The sequence below is a fragment of the Arcicella sp. BE140 genome, assembly GCF_031456255.1.
Lineage (GTDB): Bacteria > Bacteroidota > Bacteroidia > Cytophagales > Spirosomataceae > Arcicella > Arcicella aquatica.
In genome coordinates, this window is sequence record NZ_JAVDUE010000001.1 from 218,135 (window position 1) to 241,033 (window position 22,899).

The following is a 22,899-nucleotide window of genomic DNA, read 5'->3' on the forward strand; positions in this document are numbered from 1 at the left end:
ACAATAATTACGTACAATAAAAACTATCTTACTAGTAAGATAGCACCTTTAAATATTAAATCATTACTTGATTTTACCACATAAGCATATGTTCCTTCACTAAGGGGGCTGTTTTTATAAGTACCATCCCATGGAGTAGAATATCCCTTAGAATAGAAAATTAATTCTCCCCAACGGTCATATATTTCTACAATAACATCAGCATTGTTTTTAATTCCATATATCTCCCAAGTATCGTTAATGCCATCGCTATTGGGACTAAAAGCATTCGGAATCAGTATTTTATCAGATGATATACACTCTTTTATGATAAAAGTTTGTTCATTTTTTGAAGGCTTTTGAGGGAAACAAGGTTCTCCATCAGTTACTTCTACAGCTACTTTTACTTGATAATCTCCCGTTTTTTTAGGGGAAGTATAATCTAGCGCCTTTGATTTTGATGATTGAGTTACATCATCTATCTTCCACAAGTATGTAGAAGTTGTACTACCCCCATTTGCCGTAAAAGTTATTTTATCTCCTCCACAAGGAGCAGCACTATTGCTAGTAATAGTAATTATAGGCGGTGTATTGCCATTATAAAGAGCTTTTACTTCGGCAGCATTAAGTGGGCGGTTGTAAATATGAATATCGTCAACTTTCCCTTTAAAAAACTGTACTAACGATGAACGACAACCGATGGTAACTTTAGTATTGTTACCATAAGATGGCATGAATCCTCCTGTATTTTCAGACATTACTAATTGACCATTGACATACAAATACATAGTATTATTATCTCTCACTCCTACAATATGAAACCAAGCTGGAACTGTAGGTAGATATCCTTGGTGACAAAAGGGAACTCGAGAATCGCCTATGAGATATCCTCCAAAAGTCCATCCTGTAGCATTATAAGCTGAATTACTAAAGTCTAAAGATTGATCTCCCCCTGGTCCACCAATAGAAAAAGGATAACTATAGTTATTTATAAAAGGTATTTCGTCAGGATTTGTCCAAATAGAGAAACTGTAATTGTTATTTTTAAACTTATTGGCAGAAACCTCAATAAATTGATTACTCCCATTAAAGTTATAAGCACTCCTAGCATTTCCAAATCTATCTGTTGTTAGAGTAGCACCATTTATAGTACCATCATTTCCATTTCCAGACTCGTCTTTTGCATTACTATTAAAGGGATAGCAAGCTACTAGTCCACTTTTTAAATTAACTTGACCAATAATTGAATAGGAAAATAGAATTAAGCTGAATAAGATGTAAAAAACTTTTTTCATGAGTAAGCTTATGAGTCGGATTCTGTGGGAGCTATATTTTATCCTATTTTTTAATACTTTACTAAATAAACATACTAAAAAAGAAGAGCAATTAACTTACTATTAAAATAATTATTATCTCAGATAGAATACTGCTATATCAAGTAGATGAACAAATATTTAAATATTTTCTTTGTGATGATTAATGCATCTATCAAGTTTTCTCAAATAATTAATATAATATTTAGGGTCAAGTAAAATCAAATTTTTGGGGCTATCTTAAAAACTGTAACTTTGCCTTAGATACAATAACGAACCTTAAAAGATGACACAAATTAACAAAAATAGTGTACTGAAAACAATTTATCAGCATATCCCTTTTAAAAGACAACTATTTGAGCTTATCAGAACAGTCTATATTCCTTCAAAATCTGTATATCGTCATCTTTTTTTTGATGGAAAGTTTAAAGTGAAAGTAGAAAATGATAAATTTTTCTACATCAATCATTACAATACTCACGGCTTTATTATTGAAGATGGCTTATTTTGGGTAGGCTTGGGCGTTGGACGTGAAGGATATTCTTTAAGATTATGGACACAGCTATCAAAAACCTCTAAGGTTGTTTTTGATGTAGGTGCTAACACGGGAATGTACTCTTTATTAACAAAAAGTGTAAATCCAAAGGCAGAAGTATTTGGTTTTGAACCCGTGAAAAGAACGCATGAAAAGTATGTGGCCAATTGTAAGCTGAATAATTATGATGTAAAGGCTGAATGGATGGCCGTTTCCGACTTTACTGGAGAGCTTACATTGTATGATATTCCAGAAGCCAATAACTATAGTGCTACGTTGAACAAAGATTTCTCTGATGTTCGTCATGCCACGCACAAAGACACTCGCTTTGAGGCAAAAGTAAAGGCGACAACACTAAAGGATTATATAGAAGCAAATAATATCAGTAATATTGATTTGATGAAAGTGGATGTTGAAATGCACGAGCCAGAAGCCTTACGAGGGATGGGTGAGTATTTACAAAAGTTTCAACCTACGTTATTAATCGAAATCTTTACAGATGCGTTGGGTAAACAAGTTCAAGAAATTTTAAAGGGTTGTGATTATTTATTCTACAGCATCGACGAAGATGGTACAACTACTTTACAAGAAAGTATTATTGCTACAGACGAATCGAACTATTTGATTTGTCGCCCAGAGATTGCTAAAAACTTAGGCTTGTTGAAGGCGTAGTTTAGGAAGATGGGAGCTATCATTCATAAAAATACATGGGTCATTATCGTTCATTATAATGGAATAGAATGGATTGAACGCTGTTTAAGTAGTTTTGATAATAGTGCCTTTAAACAACAAATTATTGTTGTTGATAACAATTCACCTCAGCAAGAAGGAAAAGAATTAATTAAAAAACAATTCCCTCATGTAAAACTGATTGAATTAACTGAAAACATTGGTTTTGGGAGGGCTAACAATCTGGGCATTGAGTATGCCATCGCACAAAATGCTGAATTTGTTTTTTTACTTAACCAAGATGCTTGGCTGATTGAAAATGACTGTATTGAGCGTTTGTTACAAGTAGCAGAGCAACATCCTGACTATGGAATTATTAGTCCTATACATTACAACTCTACTAAAACAGCTTTGGATGAAGGTTTTGGAATGTACTTGGCAACGTCTAAAAACTGGCGATGGGCTTCAGATACTTTTTTTGATAAAAAGCAGGAAATCTATGAGATTCCATTTATTAATGCAGCTGCTTGGTTATTAAATGTAGATGCCTTTAAGAAAATAGGATTATTCGACCCTGATTTTTTTATGTATGGCGAAGATGTCGACCTTGTCAATCGTACGCTTTTTCATCAATATAAAATCGGCTTTGTTCCAAAGGCTGGTATTGTTCATGCCCGTGAAAATCGTTCAAAAAGCATTAATAAAGCAGGGCTTAGTTATTCTGAAAAAATGCAGTTTTACGGACAGTATTTGGCTTTGATTAAAAATGTTCGTTGGGGATTCTTTAAAGCCATGTTGAAATTTCAAGCACTATGGTTAACTAGCATTATAACACAAATTGCTCAGCAATCTTGGAAAAGAAGCTGGCAAATACTCATTATCGGATTGGGTTTGAAGATTAAGTTTATTCAACTCTATTCATCAAGACAAAAGTATAAACGGGGGTTCTCGAAATAATTTTGTTGTTTAATTCTTTTATATGGGCATCGTCATACGTCAAAGCATCAAAAGTTCAATCGTTACTTACGTCGGAGTAATTATCGGAACGGTCAATGTTTTGTTTCTTTATAATAAATTTTTATCACCTCAGCAATTAGGACTATATACTGCCTTGATTGGTTTTCCACAGGTATTTGCTGCTTTTTCAAATTTAGGAACGCCCCATGTAGGAGTAAGGTTTTTTAGTAGATTTTCTGACCCTGATAAACAACATAATGGCTTTTTGGGCTATTTACTGCTCGCTCCATTAGTAGGCTTTGTTTTGTTTTTAATGGCTTATGTAGGAGTAAAGAGTGTCTTCCAGTCTGTTTATATGGACAATTCGCCTTTGCTGATTCAATATTATTGGTATTTGCCCTTTATCACCTTTTTCCTTTTATATACCTCTACGTTAGAAACCTACAGTAAAGTACATTTGCGGATTGTAGTACCGACTATCCTCCGAGAAATTTTCCTAAAATCTTCTAATTCAATTTTAGCCTTACTTTTTGGTTTTAAGTTCATTACTTTCGACCAATTGATTAACGGAATTATGTTGGTCTATTGCTTGAATATCTGTTTTCTATTAATTTATATCAAAATCTTAGGTAAGCTTTATCTTCGTTTCGACTTTAGTTTCTTGAAGAAACCAATTTTTAAAGAAATGTATATGTATGGCTTATGGACAATTTTGGGAGGTGCAACAGCAACTATTTTACCTAATATTGAAAAATTGATGCTTCCTGCCTATAAAGGTGGATTAGATAGCACAGCCATTTTCTTTATTGCCTCAAGCATCGGTATGGTAATAGCTATTCCCAGAAATGCTATTGCTTCTATCAGTGAACCCCTTTTAGCGGAATCTTGGAAGAATAATAATTTAGCACACATCGAAGAAATTTATCAAAAGTCTGCCTTGAACTTATTGATAGTAGGAGGCTTTTTATTTCTTGGTATTTGGACGAATATCGATGAAGTTTTTCAAATTATTCCCAATGCAGCAACATATAGTCAGGGAAAATTTGTCGTGTTGATGGTGGGTTTATATAGTGTTTTCGATATGGCTACGGGACTCAATTCTGAAATTTTAAAAAACTCTCCTTATTATAAATACGACTTTGGGTTTTATATCATTCGCTTTATTGTGTTATTGTTGGTCAACCTTATTTTTATCCCAATTTATAGTTATAATGGTGCGGCCTTGGCGATGTTGGTTTCTGTAGTAGTGTATAATTTGGTGAAGTTTTTCTTTATTAAACACAAGCTCCAATTACAGCCTTTTAGTTTGGCTACCGTCAAAACCATTGTGTTGGGATTACTTACTTACGGCATTACTTTATTGATTCCGAGCTTTGAAGGGGACATTTGGATGAGCTTTGTAAACATTGCCATCAAATCAATTTGTATCACGATTGTTTTTGGCGGAGGAGTTTTATTTTTTAGAATTTCAGAAGATTTAAATAGAACAGTAGAATCTTTGTTTCGTAAAGTGATTGGTAATTAGTAAATAGTGATTAAAAATGGACTTTGTCTGTCTTGTTTTAAATATAAAACAGATAACCTAAATATAGATTTATTGTTAGCACATCTAATCACTAAGTACTAATCACCAATCACTAACCATAAAAATGAAAATATTATTTACTTTCGGTGGCTTGCCACATTATTATAACTTGGTACTCAATCGTTTGAATCGTATTGAAGGACAAGAAATCGTTGTGATTGCTCCTAAAAGTGGTGGAAAGACCGTTGGCTCTGGCGTACATCAAACCTTAGATGGCATTGAATTCAAAGTACATTTCTTAGAAGAATACAAAACACTTTGGGGAAAACCTTTCTTCAAAAACTTTATTGAAACGATTGAAGCCGAACGTCCTGATGTAATCGTTACGATTTGGCCGTATATTCTGGCTTTTGTGTATAATCCATTCTTGCTTTGGAAAATAAGAAGCATGGGAATCAAGTTGATTTTAAAGGAGATTCCATTTAATATCCCCAAATTTAAAGAAGCACTGGATTATTATGCCAATGGTGGAGTAGCCTCTGAAACGATGCAAACTAATTTAAAACCAAACAGTTTGGCTTTTAAATTAAAATATACTTTGCTAAAATATTCATACAAAAGAGCCTTTAATTTGGTAGATGCTCACGTAGATTATACCGAAGAGGCTTATGAAATATTTGGCAGTTATGGAGTACCCAAAGAAAAGATTTTTGTTATTTATAATTCTCCAGATACCGATTTGATTTTAGCAGACAAGGCTAAAATTGAAGGAATCAATACGGTTTTGCCAGAAAATCCTTTACGATTGTTGCATGTGGGTAGATTGGTAAAGTGGAAAAGGGTTGATATGCTGATAGATGTTTTCAAAAGACTCTTAGTACTGTTTCCTACCGCTGAATTAGTCATTGTGGGTACTGGTCCTGAAGAAGAAAATCTTAAACAACAAGCCATCACTTTAGGCATCGAAAAGCAAGTTGTTTTTACGGGCGGTGTGTATAAAATGACAGAACTAGGACAATACTTTAATGCATCTTTAGTGTATGTGTTGGCTGGGATGGGCGGTTTGTCAATCAACGATGCTATGTGTTTTGATAAACCAATTGTTTGTGCCGTAGCGGATGGAACAGAAAAGAAATTAGTACGAGATGGCTACAATGGCTATATTTTTGACGATGGGAATGCAGATGATTTATTTGAAAAATTAGCCGTACTTTTGTCAGACCCAGCAAAAACTCGTCAAATGGGACTAAACTCTGGACAAATTATCAGAGATGAAGTCAACATTCATGTAGTAATTAAAAATTACCAAAGAGCGTTTGAAAGCTGTCGGTCTTAAGCTGTTAGCAATCAGGTGTAAGTCGTTGAATTAATTATTGAGTTAATAAATTGCTTTTAACTAATCAGCGAAAATTAGCGGTTTAAATCTCTAAAAATCAGCGGGTAAAAAACTATACACAAAATATCAAAGAAAAGCTGAAAGCCCCACGCCGACCGCTGATGACCATATTAAAATGTTTGTTTTAAAATACATATTAAAAGGCCCATATCATGCTTTCAGAACACCTGAAAGTCGAGAATTACTTAAACTTTTCAGAAAGTACGGAGATGTAAAACGCTATGAAGCGCGTGAGATAACTTTTCAAGGGATGACATTTCAAGTACCCGACTGTATGTCTTTCCTTTTCCAGTTTCAAGAAATTTTTGTTGAGCAGTTTTATAAATTCAATACTACCTCTGCAAAGCCAGTGATATTAGATTGCGGAGCGAATATTGGTTCGAGCTGTGCATTTTTCAAAAGACAGTATCCCGATGCGAAGATTACGGCTTTTGAAGCAGATGCAAAAATTGCACAAATCTTACAGGCAAATCTCAATAAGAATGGATTTTCAGATATAGAAGTAATTAACAAAGCCGTTTGGATTGACAACGAAGGAATTGAATTTGCTTCTGAAGGCTCGGATGGTGCGTCTATTTATGGTGAAGGAGCGAAAGTAAAAGTTGCATCTTTTCGCTTGAAAGATGTACTTGATGCAACACCAAGTGTTGATATGCTGAAAATGGATATTGAAGGAGCAGAAACAGCCGTGTTGAAAGACTGTGCAGATTCGCTAAAGCATGTGAAAAATATCTTTATTGAATATCATGCATTCCCAGAACAAGCACAGGAATTAGGAGAAATATTGAATATCATGGCTAACAATGGTTTTAGATACTTTATCAATTCTGCTCAAGACCGCACACAACCTCTCATCAATCATCGTTACAAAGGCAATGATTTAATGGATTTGCAATTAAACATTTTTGGCTATCGTCCATAATATGAAAATCACGATTTTAAGCACATTTGATACTTTTGGCGGAGCATCTATCGCAGCCTCTCGCCTGAACAAAGCCTTAAATGGCAATGGCTTATTATCAAAGATGCTTGTACAAGACAAAAAAGGGAATGCCTCTAATGTTGAAACAATAGCCCCCAATTGGTTTTTAAAGAAAGTTGCCCTAGCTAGGTTTGCTTTAGACCGCTATCAGTTTGCTTTGTTCGAAAAATCAAAAGCAGTAAGATTTATCTTCTCTCAGGCAAAGATTGGGGTTGATATTAGTCAACACTCGTTGATTCAAGAGACAGATATTATCCATTTGCATTGGATAAATTTTGGTTTTCTTTCGCTAAGTGCTATCCAAAAACTTATTGAAACTAAAAAGCCTATCGTCTGGACTTTACACGATATGTGGGTTTTTACGGGAGGCTGTCATTATTCAAGAGACTGTCACAATTATGAAAACAGTTGTGGTAATTGTTTTCAATTTCTCAAAAATCCTTCTCCAACTGATCTCTCTCATCAAGTTTGGCAAACCAAACAAAAGATTTTTCAAGATGCCAATATTACCATCGTTGCTTGTAGTGATTGGCTAGCAGACATAGCACGAACAAGTACTTTATTACAAGGTAAAAAGATTATATCCATTCCCAATCCGATTGATACCAATTTGTTTAAGCCTTCACCTAAAGCTGTAGCACAATCGCATTTTGAATTGGATAGCAATAAGCGATATATCCTTTTTGCTGCTGCAAAAATCAGTGATGTTCGAAAAGGATTTGTCTATTTCAAAGAAGCATTAGAGATTCTGCAAGAGAAGTATTCGGTTGATAAAAATACCATTGAATTAATTATTTTTGGACAAGCCCAAGCATCCGATTTTGACAACCTTCCATTCAAAGTAAATGTGTTGGGTAAGCTATCAGACTTATCTACAATTGCTTTGGCGTATTCAGCAGCATCGGTTTTTGTGGTTTCGTCCTTAGAAGACAATTTGCCTAATACCATCATGGAATCTATGGCTTGTGCTACGCCCGTAGTTGGTTTTGCCACAGGAGGTATTCCAGAAATGATTACTCACCAAGAGAATGGCTATTTAGCAACATTCAAATCTGCTGAAGAACTTGCCCAAGGAATTTATTGGACATTGTTTCAAGCAGATTATGCCACTATTTGTGAAAAAGCAAGGCAGAAAGTAGTTGAGCATTATGCCGAAGAAGTAGTTGCCAAACAATACAAGGCTTTATACGAATCATTACAATGAAACTAAGTATTATCACGATAACTTATAATGCCGAGAAGTTTCTAACTAGGACAATCGAAAGCATTTTAGCACAAACCAATCAAGATTTTGAGTATATCATCATAGACGGAAAATCTAAGGATGCTACTTTGGCTATTGCAAAATCTTATGGAGAAAGAGTAAATCTTTTGGTGTCTGAGCCTGATAAAGGTTTGTACGATGCGATGAATAAAGGTCTGCGACTAGCCACAGGCGATTTTGTATGGTTTATGAATGCGGGTGATGAAATTAATGATAGTCGAGTGGTTTCGACTTTTATGCAGGCTTTGGAAGATACTAAGGCAGATGTATTTTACGGAGATACTTATTTTGTAGAAGAGAACGGGAATATTCAAGGGTTACGCTCAGAAATTACACCTCATCGTTTGCCTAAAAACCTTAAATGGCAAGATATGAATTTGGGTATGTTGGTATGTCATCAAGCTTTTATAACCCGTAGGAGCATAGCCCCATTTTACTTAGAAAATAACCTGAGCGCCGATGTTGATTGGGAGATAGAATGTTTAAAAAGAGCTAAAAAAATACAGTATTTAGATACTGTTGTAGCCAAATATTTGGTAGGAGGGATTTCCAACAAACAATTAAAACGTTCTTTATTAGACCGCTACGATGTACTCAAAAAACATTTTGGATTATTGGGCGCTATTTGGGCTCATGTTCTCATTACTATCCGTGGTGTAAAATTAATCATTAAAAAGGGAGGGAAGTATTGGTAGGCATTACCAAAAATGTTCTGGCTTCTAAGGATAATACTTCTTCTTTTTGATAAAATAACAAAGCTCTGTCTCGTAGTGCATACTCACTACTTAAAAAAGCATTGCAAGTGTCTATTAAGGATTTATCTCTACCAAATCTATCTAAGAATGCATCAACGGTCTTGAGCCAAAACCAAGTAAGGGTTTCATGATAACCTCTCTCAAAACTTACAGGTCCCCCCACCGAACTATTGAATAGAATAATCCTTTGACGAACCAATAACATTGCCTGTGTAAGGTTGTATTGGCGCAAGTACCACACGCCCATTGCTAAATGGGCTTCATGCGTCCAAGCATCTGCTGGTAAGGTACAGGTATTAAATTTTTCGATTAGGGTTTCGATGTCGGATTCGGATTGGAAAAGACGCATAGAATTTAAACTTTTTACTGGCGACTGAAGTCGCCAGCTAATAGAAATGAAATATATTTATTCAGCCAGCAAATTAATCATTTCAAAGAATTCATCATCTATATTTTTAACCTTATGATGATTTTCTTGATTAAAAATATATCGTTTTACTTTTCCTACATTTTGTGGACTAACAGAAAATACACCATAGCCATCTTGCCATTGAAAATGATTGTTCACAAATCCAGATTCATTTACCCATTTGGAAGATTCTCCTTTTAAAACTTTGATTATTTCAGCTACTGTTTGAGTCGATTTCATCTTGAAAAGACAGTGTAAATGGTCTTCCACTCCATTGATTATTTCAAGTTGGATGTTTTTATTATGAGCATGGTTTCTGATATGCTCAAATAGTTTGTACCGAAATGATTTGTGTAAACAGGGCTCTCGGTGTTTTGTTGTCCAGACAGTATGGACATAGATATAGATTAGATTTCCTGTCATTGCATATTTTTATTGAGGGTGTATACTTTTATTAGCAAGGCAAATTTCTATTAGCGGGCGACTTAAGTCGCCCGCTAATAGAAAAGAGGAATTAAATTCCCAAAATTTTCTTATTCAATTCCACATCAGCACCACCACCAGCAAAATCATCAAATACTTTAGATGTTGCCTGAATAATGTGTGAATCAATAAATGGAGCACCTTCAGTAGCACCTTGAACAGGGTCTTTAATAGCACATTCCCATTCTAACACTGCCCAGCCATCATAACCGTATTGTGTTAATTTAGAGAAAATAGAACCAAAATCAACCTGACCATCGCCTAAAGAACGGAAACGACCAGCACGATTTACCCATGACTGATAGCCACCATAAACACCTTGTTTTCCTGTTGGATTAAACTCAGCATCTTTTACATGGAACATCTTGATTCTTTCGTGATAGAAATCAATGTATTGTAAATAATCTAAACATTGTAATACAAAGTGAGATGGGTCGTAAAGCAAGTTAGCACGTTTGTGATTGCCTACTTTTTCTAAGAACATTTCGAACGTAACGCCATCATGTAAATCTTCACCAGGGTGGATTTCGTAGCAAAGGTCAACACCTGCTTCGTCGAAAGCATTCAAAATTGGTAACCAACGGTTTCCTAATTCTGTAAAGCCTTGATCAACCAAACCAGCAGGGCGTTGTGGCCAAGGATATACCGTATGCCACATCAATGCACCAGAGAAAGTGGCATGCGCATTCAAACCTAGGTTTTGAGACGCTTTTGCAGCCCACTTCAATTGCTGAACTGCCCATTCTGTACGAGCTTTCGGATTGCCTTTTACTGAATCTGGAGCGAACCCATCGAACATTACATCATAAGCAGGGTTTACTGCTACTAACTGTCCTTGTAAGTGCGTTGAAAGTTCAGTGATTTGGATACCCTTATCAGCCAATTTTCCTTTTAGTTCATCGCAATACGTTTTTGACTCTGCTGCTAATTGAAGGTCGATAGCACGAGCATCCCACGTAGGAATTTGTACCCCTTTGTATCCCAAATCAGCTACCCAAGAAGTGATAGAATCAAGGGTATTAAAAGGTTCTGTATTATCTAAAAATTGAGCTAAAAATATAGCTGGTCCTTTGATTGTTTTCATGGAATTAATTGTGAGTTGTGAATGAGTGAGTTATGAGTCTGAACTCTTTTTTCTCAATAGTTCTCCTGTTGTTTTTCTAGATTTTGATAGAATTTTTAATATTTCATTTCCTTCTTCCATTAAACTTTTCAATTTTACTTCTTGAAAGAAATTAGCATCAATTGAATATTCTATCCAAAAAATACTTTCATCCAGTTCTTCAATGACAATACTTAATTTGGCAAAAAACTCTCTGTTACTTCTTGCTCTTCTTACAGCACGATAATTAGCAACAGATGAAGCAGAAGAGCGAGCTAATTGTCGTGCAATATTTTTGGCAGACAACGACCTTAAAAATAATTCATCACAAACAGGAATACACCTAAGTCCAAAGCTTTTTATTCTTTGGAACATTGTTTCTGCAAATTCTCTATTTGTAAAACTATTTTGCACTTATCTATTGTCTGATTGTGTAGTAACAATAAATTTTATAGTTGTGAATTAGCGTCGTAATGAATTTTTATTCACCATTCACTAACTCACAACTTTATAACATCACTAAACGCTATACCTTCACCCAGCTTTGGCTTCTGTGGCTATCAAGGATTCTTTCGCAGATTAATAGTTCTCTGTAACCATCGGCAAAAGTAGGATAGTTTGGTTTTTCTGGTTGTTTGCCTTCCGCAATGGCAGCATATACTTCCTTGAATAATTGCTTAGAAGTATCAGGGAAACCCTCATTGTGTCCACCAGGGAAAGTCATCAAAGCACTTGCTTCTGGATAAGCTAAAGAAGGGTCACGCATTAATGATTGGTTGTAGCCATCACGGTTACCAATCCAAAGTTCGTTTGGTGCTTCTGAGTTGAAAGCAAATGTTTTCTTGCCACCAGAAATTTCTAGTTTCAATTGGTTTTTGCGTCCCGCTGAAACTTGTGATACCGTTACTGAACCACGATTTCCGTTGTCAAAACGCAATAATACGTTGGCATGGTCTTCAGTAGTGATAGGTACATCAGCATAGTCTTCTGGTTGAAGCATTTTGCCTGAATACGTTTCTACTGGTTTCAATGGCTTCTTACGAGTTTTGTGGATAGTGTTAAAATCAGCCATTACTTCAACTGTTTTTAATCCTGTGATATACTCGATAATATCCATTAAGTGCGAACCAATATCGGCAATAGCACGCGAATCTCCAGATTTATCTGGTTCTAAACGCCAGTTATAATCTGTTTCGTAAAATAACCAGTCTTGTAAATAAGAGCCGATTACTGAATATACTTCACCTAAATCACCTTTTTCACGCATCGTTTTCATTTGGCGAACCAAAGGATAATAACGCAAGTTAAAGTGAACCGCATTTACCAAGCCAGTTTCAGCAGCTAATGCTACCAATTCTTCCGCTTCGTGTAAATCTTTGGCTAATGGCTTTTCGCAAACAACGTGTTTTCCTGCCAATAAAGCAGCTTTCGATTGCGAATAATGTAAGAAGTTTGGCGTACAGATGTGAACACAAACAATGTCTTCCATTGCTAAAAGTTGTTCAAATGTACAAGGACGTTCGATGCCTAATTGTGTAGCCTTGGCAGTAGCTAATTCGATATTTACTTCACAAAGAGCAGTTACTTCCACATTAGGAAGTCTTCTAAGAGCTTCGATGTGCGCGGGTCCAATAAAACCGGTACCGACTACACCAACTTTAATTTTTGACATGAGTTAAATATTTGGATTTGGGGATAATAAATTTATTTTGATTGTTTTATTTATATGTGCGTTTCTCGTGAATATATCCACAAAAAATACTTTTATTCTTTAGAAATTAAATTGGAAACATCCCAAAGTTGCCACTTTTTATTTTTGATATTGCCTTCATTTTTTTTTAGAAGTGATAGAAAAAGAGATAAACCCAGAGGCTCATTACCATTTGCATGCACTAATACTAAACTTCCTTGCTTTATTAACTGACCTTTAGCTAGCCATGCGTCACTGCCGAGAGGTAATAGTCCATAAGAAAGAATCTGATCAAAGATAGGCTTACTGGAAACCAAGCCCGGAAATCTAAAATATATTGAGGGAACAAGACCGTTCATCAACATAGCTTGTTCATTTAAAAATACTTCGTTGGCAATCACTGTCCCTTTTTCAAGTAAGAAATTATCGATTAAAGGTAATTTTGGGTCATAATGATGATTGAAGCTATGGTTAACCCAAGTAATCTCTAAATTCCCAGCAGTTTCCTGACTTATCAACCATTTTAAATCATCCTGATGACTTTTCATCCATAATCCAGTTACGGTAATCGTAATAGGCACAGGGCGTTCAGAAACTTCAAAACCTTTGATAACACTTGTGAAAAAACTTCTTGCAAGGGGTTTGGTTGAAGGGCATAAATCTACAGTTAAACTAAACCCATTGAGGGTTGAATCACTTTTTTCGATGCCAGCATCTTGCAGTCTATAATCTTTTGCCTTTTCAAAATTCCACGCTTGAATATATTTGCTTTTTTGATAGCCTTGCAGTACTTCATCCCATTGGAGAGGTTGAACGGCTACATTTTTAATAATACTAGTTTTTAATGTATTAGGGTTAATGCCCAGATACATCAGATTACCATTTTGCACCCATTTCCGAACAACCAAACCTTCTGAATATTTCCCAAAAAACACTTGATAATCAGTAAGCTGAGCCAATGATTTGGTAAAGCACACAACTGTAAGCAAAAAAAATAAGCAATATTTCATCTTAAATAGAGATAGAATTTCTTCAATTTCAGATTGCGTTCACACAAAAATAGAAAAGACTTTAAATAAAATTATGTTGCTTTGTCTGTTCAGTTTTATGAATAATTTTCAAATTTACAGAATAAATAATACCCTGCTAATATTTTTTAGAATTAGCAGGGTATATTAATGTATCAAAACGATAAAATGATTTTTCTTGCTCAATAAAGCTAGCTTAGAGTACTTAAACCAAAATGCTAACAATTACTTTATTTCACCAATATTCCTCTTTTAATTTCTACTCTGTCAGGCAAAATCATGGCTGAAGGATAGCTTTCTTTGATGTTTACAAAGTATCTTTCAGCGTCCATTCTATTAAGGAAGTCGCCAATTTTTACTTTATAAATGGGTTGTTGATAACTAAGGTAAGGGAATATCTCTGGGTAAGTTTGGTAAGTATAAATTTTGGCATCATCAGCCGCTTTTCTATCGTTACCCACATAAATTTGAATACGGAAACCATTAGCATAGCGTACGCCTTTGTTTCTAACCGAGATAGTATCTAAAATAGCATCCAGTTTCTTGTTGATGTGCATGGGTTCTTCTGTTAAATAACCCTTTTTTGACTTATTTTTATCATCGCTTAATGTATCGCCAGCTTCGTTTAGTTTTTTATACTTGGGTAAATATTGCGACAAATCCTCCTCATAAATTTTGTCTAATTTTTTATGAGATGTTTTTGAATTAGCACTACCAGAGGACGACCCTTTGCTAGAAACTACCTTTGAAGAACAAGCACTTAGAATGACTAAAAATATGTATAAACAAATTGAAAGGAAACGTTGCATATAAAATTGAGTTTTTCAAATAGACTTTTGGTGGTATTAGAAAAGAAGAATTCATCAAAGATACAATTTTTGACAAAAACTTGAAATACCCTTTACTCATTGTAACTTTGTTTGCTGTATTGTACTGAGTTAATCCTGATTTTTGATTTATAAATACCCATGAATATTCAACAAAATATTTCTTTAAAACCCTTCAATACTTTTGGTCTGGAAGCTTCTGCACAATATTTCGTTGAAGTAAGTACAGTAGAGGATTTAAAAAAAATACTTCAAAATCCTGATTTCAAGAAACTTGATAAATTATTCTTAGGCGGAGGTAGCAACCTTTTATTGACTAAAGATTACGAAGGATTAGTAGTAAAAATTGCCTTGAAGGGTATAGAAAAAGTTTTTGAAGATGAAAACCACATTCATATCAAAGCTGGGGCTGGTGAGATTTGGCATCAATTTGTGATGTATTGTGTTGAAAATAATTATGCAGACATTGAAAATCTTTCTTTGATTCCAGGCACGGTAGGAGCGGCTCCTATGCAAAATATCGGTGCTTATGGGGTAGAAATAAAAGATGTTTTTGAAGAATTGCAGGCGCTTAATTTAGAGACACTCGAAATAGAAACTTTTACCTTAACCGAGTGCCAGTTTGGTTACCGCGAAAGTGTTTTTAAGCATACTTTAAAAGGTAAATACGTCATTACGGCTGTTACTTTCAAGTTAAACAAAGTGCCAAATTTTAAAGTAGCCTATGGTGATATTCAGAAGACTTTAGCCGAAATGAATGTTACGGAACTGTCTATCAAAGCTATTAGCGATGCCGTAATTGCTATTCGTAAAAGTAAACTGCCCGACCCTGCCGAAATTGGTAATTCTGGAAGTTTCTTTAAAAACCCAGAGATTCCGCTAACGCAATATCAAAAACTATTGATAGATTTTCCGACATTACCAAGTTATCCAATTAACGAAACCACCGTGAAAGTACCAGCAGGTTGGTTGATAGAACAGGCAGGTTGGAAAGGCTTTAGAGATGGACAAATTGGCGTTCATGCTCGTCAGGCTTTGGTTTTAGTAAACTATGGTGGGGGCAATGGAAATGATATTAAAGCCCTTGCCGAAAAAGTTCAGCAATCAATTGTGGATAAATTTGGTATCAAATTGAGTCCAGAAGTAAATTATATATAACAATATCTCAAAACATGAATATCCCAAAATTAAAACATACCGAAACCAATAATTTTTTCTTGATGGCAGGAAGTTGTGCCATTGAAAGCCGTGATTTAGCGTATGAAATTGCAGAAAAAATTAAAGGATTGACAGACCAATTTGGTATTCCCTATATTTTTAAAGGGTCGTATCGCAAGGCAAATCGTACCAAATTAGATTCTTTTACAGGCATTGGTGATATTGCAGCCTTAGAGATTTTACAAGAAATTGGTAATCATTACGGCTTACCAACGGTGACTGATATTCATGAGTCGCAAGAGGCTGAAATGGCTGCGAAGTATGTAGATGTTTTGCAAATACCAGCTTTTTTATGTCGTCAGACAGATTTATTAGCTGCTGCTGCCCGTACAGGCAAAGCTGTAAATATCAAAAAAGGACAATTTATGGCGGGTATTTCTATGAAATTTGCCGTTGAAAAAATCCTGCATGAAAACCCTTCTGCACAGGTATTTTTAACAGACCGTGGTAATTCTTTTGGCTATGGCGATTTAGTGGTAGACTACCGCAATATCCCAGAAATGCAAGCCCATGGTGTACCTGTAGTGATGGATTGTACGCATTCATTACAAAGACCTAATCAAACAACTGGCGTAACGGGTGGACAGCCAAAAATGATTGAAACCATTGCAAAAGCAGCTATTGCTGTAGGAGCAGATGGTATTTTTATTGAAACACACCCGAATCCTGCTATTGCAAAATCTGATGGGGCAAATATGTTGCCTTTGGATAAATTAGAAGAATTGTTAGAAAAATTGGTTAGAGTACGTCAAGCAGTAATTTAAGTGATGAGCTAGTGTGTTAAAGTGTTGATATGTTGTGATTTATATTAACATTATAACAATGTTTATTTTACATTGACCACTTAATTATTAAATTAGGGATTGTTTGATTATTTTTATCTAAGGTATGTAAGTCGAATCATAAGAAGAGCAACGAGTATGGATTACTCTTGCTCTTTTTAGATTAGGTATATTCAATTCATTCAAGTTATTTTGTTTTTCAACGCTTATTCTTCAAAAACAATGTTCAGAAAATCCTTTTTACTAACTTCTATTGGTATTGTTCTTTCTTTGTGTACAGCCTACACAACACCAACATCTTATGCTTTTGATAGCCATCTACAAGAGCCAACCACCAAAACGGCGAAGGACTTTCCAGAGAAGTTTGAAACGGCTTCAAAAGGTCGTTATGAAGCTGATGTAATAAGTACTGCTACTGGTGAATGGAATTTGGACAATGCCATGATTGGTAGTGCTGAAAACGACTTGAAAAACGGAGAGAAGTCTGTTAGAATGAAAGAGAATGCCAAATTGACGATGAACTTCGATATTCCAACAGGCATTCAACTAGTGAAATTGAAGTATGGTGTTTATGGCACAGATGAGGAGGCAAGTTTTGAGCTTTGGGTTTCGACCAATGCGGGTAAAACTTGGATGAAAATGGGGAAAGCCATAAAAACGAAGGATAAAAAGCTAAAGTCGGTATCTTTTGAAGTAAATTTTACCAAGCCAAGTAGGATTGAAATCAGAAAAACAGATGGCACGGCGAATCGATTAAATATTGATGATATTAGCATTGTTACTTACTCAAATAATGCGAAACCAACCACTGTAGCACCTCCTGTTACTACCACTACAGCACCAAAAGAAGTGGAGGTAACTGTGTCCTTGGTGCCTACTCGTGATGATAATTTAGCCTTGGGGAATCCTTCAAAAGCAGTGGCTAATACGTCAACCCCTAATAATTATTTATTAACAAAAAATGCCTACACACTTTCGTATAATAAAAGTAAAAACATTGCTAATTGGGTTTCTTGGCATTTAAGCAAAGCTTGGAAAGGCGATGCTGCTCGCCAAAATAATTTCCGACCAGATAATACTTTACCAGCAGGTTGGTATCAAGTTACTCCAAGAGACTATTCGGATGCAGGATTTGATAGAGGACATTTATGCCCTTCGGATGACCGTGATGGAAGTCCAGAGGAAAACCAAGAGACTTTTTTCATGACGAACATGGTTCCACAAGCACCTGAGAATAACCGTGGAATCTGGAAACATCTAGAAGAATACACTCGGACTTTGATTGACCAAGGAAATGAGTTGTACATTTTAGCAGGAACTTTAGGTGAAGGCGGTACTGGTAGCAATGGAAGTGCCAAAGCAATTGGTAAAAATAATAACATCTTGGTGCCAGCATCTATCTGGAAAATAATTGTGGTTTTACCTGTTGGGGATAAAGATGTGGCTCGTATCAATACTAAAACTAGGGTAATTGCTGTAAATATGCCCAATCAGAATGCAATAGGAGCAGACGACTGGAAAAAATATAGGACATCGGTAGATGAATTAGAACGTTTGACGGGCTATGATTTTCTGTCTAATGTACCAACGAGCGTCCAAGCAGTTATTGAAGCGGGAGTTGATAAGTAAAGATTGTTAGCTAGATAACTGAAATAAAATGCCAAAAATCACACTGGAAACCATCATACAATCAGATATTGAAATCTGTTTTGATTTAGCTAGGAGCATAGATTTACACAAAATTTCTACTGCTCATACGAATGAAAATGCAATTGATGGGACAACGACAGGTCTTATCAATTTAGGAGAGACTGTCACTTGGGAGGCAAAACATTTTGGTATCAAACAACAATTGACATCAATTATAACGGCATTTAGTTATCCAAATCATTTTAGAGACGAACAGCTTAAAGGTATTTTTAAATCATTTGTTCACAATCATTCTTTTGAGGTAAAAGATGAAAACGTAATTATGACGGATGTTTTCATCTTTGAATCCCCCTATGGGATATTGGGTGAAATTTTCAACAAAGTAATATTAACAAAGTACCTCACTAAATTATTAGCAGATAGAAATAAAATCATTAAGGAATATGCTGAATCAGATTTGTGGAAATTAGTGTTGAATAGAAAATAATCTTTCAAAGATGCCCTATAAATTTCTTCAAGTAAAGAAAATATTTTAAGTTTTTTTAAGAAAAAATCAGGGGAAAAGTATTTTAAATTGTCGTGGATTTAACAATTTAAGAATTAATTTTGCGTTTGTATTTAATTGAGAAAATTATATCTCATTATTGCCATTGTTATATGAAACGATTTATACTTTTAACCTTCATAATATGCGGTTCATCTTTGGGTGTTACTGCCCAATCTGTTGATAGCCTGAAGTTTATCACGATTACACCAACTGGTGCAATCAGGAATGTAAATTGGTTAGAAAAAAATACAATCGGCGAAGTAGGAATAGAATTAAAGCTTAAACCTAGTAAAAAATTAAACGTTAGCTTTGGGACAACTATTTTTAAAACAATAGGCCAGAGTATTATCAGTACATCACCACCACTTGCTTTTGCTTCTGTTTTTGATAAACTTGGCAGTAGTAGCTTTATTGCTTCTTCCCCTAAAACAGCCTACAGTGGAGGTTTTATCAACGTAGACGTTGGAGTTCCTTTTAAATTAAGGGATAGTTCTAATGTTTCTATTGAGCCTTTTTTAGGACTTGAAGCTAAAATCTGGGGCCGTTCAACTGATTATGGTACAGAGGCTAGTCCTTTGCTGGTTGAAGAAAAATACAAATTTCTCTCTCCATCTTTCGGTGCTAAGTTAAATTATGCTACTAAGTCTAAAGTGAAACTTACTTTAAGGATTTCTGGTAGCTATCCGCTTATCTCGAAATTGAAATTAGATGAAAAGAATCTTAACTTGCCCAATGCGGAACTAGACTTAAAAAGACAACTATCACCATCCGTAGAAATTGGTGCAAAAATTAAAAAGCTGACGATTAAGCTTCGTTATGAAAGAATTAACTTTGGTTCGTCAGATTCTTTAAGAGGTTTTGCAGCACCTGCTTCAAAGGCTAATGTTTCTGGTGTTTCGGTTAGTTATGATTTCTAGCTTTAAGCTATCAGCAGTGAGCTTTGAGCTTTTTTTAAAGAGCTATAGGTTATAATAAAACCCAAAGCGAAACTCTCACAGCTCATTTTTAGCTTTTTATTAAAATAGCTAGATATTAAAATGAAATTTACCCATGAGTCTAAACGCTCATAGCTCATAGCTCATAGCTCATAGCTCATAGCTCATAGCTAGTTCTGCGTTCCTTGCTTAATTGCCTCATAGTCAGTTTTCAATCGCCCCATTTCTCTTGCAATAAATGTTTGTAATTGCGTATTAAATGTCTTTTTGTCTTCTTCGTTCAAAGAAGCGTAAAAATCTTTTAATTCTTGGTTGATAGCTGCACGTTCCTCTGCCGAAGCGGCATTAATTGAACGCATATGATATTGTTTGAAATTAAAATCCATGAAGGTTAATTTGAAAATTTGAATAATTATTGATTTAGAATAGCTAAAATCAACAATTCTGAAACGAGTTAGCTTAATTTTTCGAACTACAAAGTTAGAATATTCACTGTAAATAAAGGAGAATAATGAACGATGATTTCGAAAGAGAAGGATTCATTGTCCCAAATATAAAGCTTAAATACTCTTCTTATTGCTCCTAAACCAAAAGAAAAGCTAGAACCTCTCTCTTTAAAGCTTAATGCTGATAAATTTTGTTGTAAATTGCAGGCTAATTCAGAAAAAGGCTAAAAATATATCTTGTATCATCTTTTGAATAAAGGGCTGACGCTTATTTAGATAAAAGCCTTGCTATTAACAGACAATCCGTGCCAAAGCACACATAATTTCCCACTGAATTTGGGTTCGTTGAAATGAAAACTAAAACATTACGTAAGAATAAAGTAAATATAGTAACACTGGGTTGTAGTAAAAATCTAGTGGATTCAGAAGTAATTTATACGCAATTAAAAGGCAATGGCATGAATGTTACGCATGAGTCTAAAAAAGACGATGCCAACGTTGTGATTGTAAATACTTGTGGATTTATTGATAATGCCAAACAAGAATCTATTGATACTATTTTAAGATATGTTGATGCCAAAGAATCAGGTATTATTGACAAATTATATGTAACTGGTTGTTTGTCACATCGTTATAAAGACGAATTAGAAGCTGAGATTCCAGCAGTTGATGCTTTTTTTGGTACAAACGAATTACCTCGTTTACTAAAAACCTTAAAAGCAGACTATAAACATGAATTAATTGGCGAGCGTTTGTTGACTACACCAACACACTATGCTTACTTAAAAATTGCTGAAGGTTGCGACCGCCCATGTTCTTTCTGTGCTATTCCTTTGATGCGTGGAGGACACGTTTCTCGTTCTATCGAAGACTTAGTCATTGAAGCTAAATCATTGGTGAAACGTGGTACGAAAGAATTAATTTTGATTGCCCAAGATTTAACCTACTACGGATTAGACGTTTACAAAAAGCGAAACCTTTCTGAATTATTAGAACGATTCGCTGACATAGAAGGGCTTGATTGGATTCGTTTACAATATGCTTACCCAGCAGGGTTTCCGATGGATGTGTTAGATACAATGGCGAAATACCCAAATATTTGTAAATACTTGGATATGCCTTTGCAAAGTGGCTCAACAGAAGTATTGAAGCGAATGCGTAGAGGAATTACCCGTGAAAAAACTGAAGATTTAATCAATGCTATTCGTGATAAAGTACCTGAAATTGCTTTAAGAACAACGTTGATTTCGGGTCATCCGGGTGAAACAGAAGCTGATTTTGAAGAAACATATCAGTTTGTAGAGAAAATGCGTTTCGACCGTCTCGGTGTATTTACCTATTCGCATGAAGACGACACACACTCACATTCTTTTGAAGATGATGTACCTGCCGAAGTGAAACAAGAACGTGCTGATGAGATAATGGCTTTGCAACAAGATATTTCGATGGAATTGAACCAGAACAGAATCGGGAATACTTATAAAGTATTATTTGATAGAAAAGAAGGAGGATACTTTATCGGAAGAACACAATTTGATTCGCCAGAGGTAGATAATGAAGTATTAGTTCCTGCTAGTCAATATGTACGTTTAGGCGATTTTGCGAACGTAAAAGTAAATCGTGCCGAAGAATTTGATTTGTACGGAGAAGTGGTTTTATAATTTGAAAATTTAGAGATTTGAAAATTTGAAAATATTATAAAGTAAGGATGTTTGATTGTTATCGGCTTTCCTCGCATTTACAATTTTCAAATTTTCAAATCCTCAAATCAAGTATTATCCTACCAAATTACGGTAGTCTTCTCTTGATTTAATGATAATTTGATGAGCAATTTCTGCACCATAAACCTCATCAATGTCTACGGCTACTTTTTCTTCGCCAGGAATATTTTTATACGTCAAGAAATAGTGAACCAAACGATCAATAATTGGTTTTGGACACTGAGAAATGTCTGTCCAGCTTCCATATAATGAATCGCCTTTCAATACCGCAATAATTTTATCATCAGCTTCTCCTTTGTCAATCATTCTGATTCCACCGATTGGAATAGCCTGACAGATGATATCTCCATGCGTAATGGTACGTTCAGAAAGCACCAAAATATCTAATGGGTCACCATCACCAGATTCAATCACTTTTCCTGATTGTTCACGAGCAAACTGAGCCGTGTTTTCTCCACAATAAGTCTGAGGAAGAAAGCCATACAAGGCAGGAACGATGTTAGAGAATTTTTGAGGACGGTCGATTTTCAAATAACCAGTCTCTTTGTCGATTTCATACTTTACAGTATCAGTCGATACGATTTCGATGAAAGCAGTCACTACTTTCGGCATGCCGTCTCCAATCTGGATACCATGCCACGGATGGGCTTTATAAAAGTTTCTTTGCATACTAATGGGTTGGTAGT

General features: G+C 35.2%; 23 protein-coding genes. 13 read left to right on the forward strand and 10 right to left on the reverse strand.

The window, feature by feature from the left end:
• Positions 1 to 23 precede the first annotated feature (23 nt).
• Positions 24 to 1,274: a gliding motility-associated C-terminal domain-containing protein gene (locus J2Y60_RS00915; RefSeq protein WP_309912662.1), complete on the reverse strand. Its 1,251-nt coding sequence runs from the start codon at positions 1,272 to 1,274 to the stop codon at positions 24 to 26.
• Positions 1,275 to 1,578: 304 nt separating this feature from the next.
• On the opposite strand from J2Y60_RS00915, the gene J2Y60_RS00920 reads away from it, so the two are divergent.
• From J2Y60_RS00920 to J2Y60_RS00950, 7 genes are all read left to right on the forward strand, one after another.
• Complete coding sequence (locus tag J2Y60_RS00920; protein ID WP_309912660.1) at positions 1,579 to 2,499, forward strand: FkbM family methyltransferase; 921 nt, start codon at positions 1,579 to 1,581, stop codon at positions 2,497 to 2,499.
• Between the two features lie 9 nt (positions 2,500 to 2,508).
• On the forward strand, positions 2,509 to 3,453 hold the full coding sequence (locus J2Y60_RS00925) for a glycosyltransferase family 2 protein (protein ID WP_309912658.1): 945 nt from the start codon (positions 2,509 to 2,511) through the stop codon (positions 3,451 to 3,453).
• A gap of 22 nt (positions 3,454 to 3,475) precedes the next feature.
• The gene (locus tag J2Y60_RS00930) at positions 3,476 to 4,978 is read left to right on the forward strand and encodes an oligosaccharide flippase family protein (protein ID WP_309912656.1); all 1,503 of its coding nucleotides are present in this window, start codon (positions 3,476 to 3,478) and stop codon (positions 4,976 to 4,978) included.
• A 124-nt stretch (positions 4,979 to 5,102) separates the two neighbouring features.
• On the forward strand, positions 5,103 to 6,314 hold the full coding sequence (locus J2Y60_RS00935) for a glycosyltransferase (RefSeq protein ID WP_309912654.1): 1,212 nt from the start codon (positions 5,103 to 5,105) through the stop codon (positions 6,312 to 6,314).
• Positions 6,315 to 6,489: 175 nt separating this feature from the next.
• The gene (locus tag J2Y60_RS00940; RefSeq protein WP_309912652.1) at positions 6,490 to 7,296 is read left to right on the forward strand and encodes an FkbM family methyltransferase; all 807 of its coding nucleotides are present in this window, start codon (positions 6,490 to 6,492) and stop codon (positions 7,294 to 7,296) included.
• Between the two features lies 1 nt (position 7,297).
• The gene (locus J2Y60_RS00945; RefSeq protein ID WP_309912649.1) at positions 7,298 to 8,560 is read left to right on the forward strand and encodes a glycosyltransferase family 4 protein; all 1,263 of its coding nucleotides are present in this window, start codon (positions 7,298 to 7,300) and stop codon (positions 8,558 to 8,560) included.
• A complete protein-coding gene (locus tag J2Y60_RS00950) occupies positions 8,557 to 9,315 on the forward strand; it encodes a glycosyltransferase family 2 protein (protein WP_309912647.1) in 759 nt (252 codons plus the stop codon). The genes J2Y60_RS00945 and J2Y60_RS00950 overlap by 4 nt, the downstream gene beginning before the upstream one ends.
• Here the strand turns inward: J2Y60_RS00950 and J2Y60_RS00955 are convergent.
• The 7 genes from J2Y60_RS00955 to J2Y60_RS00985 all read right to left on the reverse strand — a co-directional run bounded on the left by J2Y60_RS00955 (position 9,290) and on the right by J2Y60_RS00985 (position 14,896).
• A complete protein-coding gene (locus J2Y60_RS00955; RefSeq protein WP_309912645.1) occupies positions 9,290 to 9,724 on the reverse strand; it encodes a hypothetical protein in 435 nt (144 codons plus the stop codon). The genes J2Y60_RS00950 and J2Y60_RS00955 overlap by 26 nt on opposite strands.
• A gap of 57 nt (positions 9,725 to 9,781) precedes the next feature.
• Positions 9,782 to 10,207, reverse strand: coding sequence for an IS200/IS605 family transposase (gene tnpA, locus J2Y60_RS00960; RefSeq protein WP_309912643.1), 426 nt, complete (start codon positions 10,205 to 10,207; stop codon positions 9,782 to 9,784).
• A 91-nt stretch (positions 10,208 to 10,298) separates the two neighbouring features.
• Positions 10,299 to 11,351 (reverse strand): sugar phosphate isomerase/epimerase, encoded by a 1,053-nt coding sequence (locus J2Y60_RS00965; RefSeq protein WP_309912641.1) that lies wholly within the window; start codon positions 11,349 to 11,351, stop codon positions 10,299 to 10,301.
• Positions 11,352 to 11,381: 30 nt separating this feature from the next.
• Positions 11,382 to 11,744, reverse strand: coding sequence for a four helix bundle protein (locus J2Y60_RS00970; RefSeq protein WP_309912640.1), 363 nt, complete (start codon positions 11,742 to 11,744; stop codon positions 11,382 to 11,384).
• A 151-nt stretch (positions 11,745 to 11,895) separates the two neighbouring features.
• Entirely contained in the window at positions 11,896 to 13,041 is a 1,146-nt protein-coding gene (locus J2Y60_RS00975) for a Gfo/Idh/MocA family oxidoreductase (RefSeq protein WP_309912638.1), read from the reverse strand.
• 92 nt (positions 13,042 to 13,133) lie between these two features.
• Complete coding sequence (locus J2Y60_RS00980) at positions 13,134 to 14,069, reverse strand: polysaccharide deacetylase (RefSeq protein WP_309912636.1); 936 nt, start codon at positions 14,067 to 14,069, stop codon at positions 13,134 to 13,136.
• 248 nt (positions 14,070 to 14,317) lie between these two features.
• Positions 14,318 to 14,896 (reverse strand): SPOR domain-containing protein, encoded by a 579-nt coding sequence (locus tag J2Y60_RS00985; RefSeq protein WP_309912634.1) that lies wholly within the window; start codon positions 14,894 to 14,896, stop codon positions 14,318 to 14,320.
• A 159-nt stretch (positions 14,897 to 15,055) separates the two neighbouring features.
• On the opposite strand from J2Y60_RS00985, the gene murB reads away from it, so the two are divergent.
• The 5 genes from murB to J2Y60_RS01010 all read left to right on the forward strand — a co-directional run bounded on the left by murB (position 15,056) and on the right by J2Y60_RS01010 (position 20,028).
• Positions 15,056 to 16,072, forward strand: a complete 1,017-nt coding sequence (murB, locus tag J2Y60_RS00990) for a UDP-N-acetylmuramate dehydrogenase (protein WP_309912632.1) — start codon at positions 15,056 to 15,058, stop codon at positions 16,070 to 16,072.
• Positions 16,073 to 16,086: 14 nt separating this feature from the next.
• Positions 16,087 to 16,896, forward strand: coding sequence for a 3-deoxy-8-phosphooctulonate synthase (gene kdsA / locus J2Y60_RS00995; protein ID WP_309912630.1), 810 nt, complete (start codon positions 16,087 to 16,089; stop codon positions 16,894 to 16,896).
• Between the two features lie 240 nt (positions 16,897 to 17,136).
• The gene (locus J2Y60_RS01000) at positions 17,137 to 18,543 is read left to right on the forward strand and encodes a DNA/RNA non-specific endonuclease (protein ID WP_309912629.1); all 1,407 of its coding nucleotides are present in this window, start codon (positions 17,137 to 17,139) and stop codon (positions 18,541 to 18,543) included.
• Positions 18,544 to 18,571: 28 nt separating this feature from the next.
• A complete protein-coding gene (locus J2Y60_RS01005; protein ID WP_309912628.1) occupies positions 18,572 to 19,051 on the forward strand; it encodes an SRPBCC family protein in 480 nt (159 codons plus the stop codon).
• Between the two features lie 170 nt (positions 19,052 to 19,221).
• Complete coding sequence (locus tag J2Y60_RS01010) at positions 19,222 to 20,028, forward strand: hypothetical protein (RefSeq protein ID WP_309912626.1); 807 nt, start codon at positions 19,222 to 19,224, stop codon at positions 20,026 to 20,028.
• Between the two features lie 188 nt (positions 20,029 to 20,216).
• On the opposite strand, the gene J2Y60_RS01015 is transcribed toward J2Y60_RS01010, so the two are convergent.
• Positions 20,217 to 20,405 carry a hypothetical protein gene (locus J2Y60_RS01015; RefSeq protein WP_309994517.1) on the reverse strand — a complete coding sequence of 63 codons (189 nt, stop codon included), beginning with the start codon at positions 20,403 to 20,405 and terminating at the stop codon, positions 20,217 to 20,219.
• 437 nt (positions 20,406 to 20,842) lie between these two features.
• Between J2Y60_RS01015 and rimO the strand changes: the two genes are divergently transcribed.
• A complete protein-coding gene (rimO, locus tag J2Y60_RS01020; protein ID WP_309912623.1) occupies positions 20,843 to 22,153 on the forward strand; it encodes a 30S ribosomal protein S12 methylthiotransferase RimO in 1,311 nt (436 codons plus the stop codon).
• A gap of 114 nt (positions 22,154 to 22,267) precedes the next feature.
• Here rimO and J2Y60_RS01025 read toward each other — a convergent pair whose 3' ends face one another.
• Positions 22,268 to 22,882, reverse strand: a complete 615-nt coding sequence (locus J2Y60_RS01025) for an inorganic pyrophosphatase (protein WP_309913108.1) — start codon at positions 22,880 to 22,882, stop codon at positions 22,268 to 22,270.
• Positions 22,883 to 22,899 lie beyond the last annotated feature (17 nt).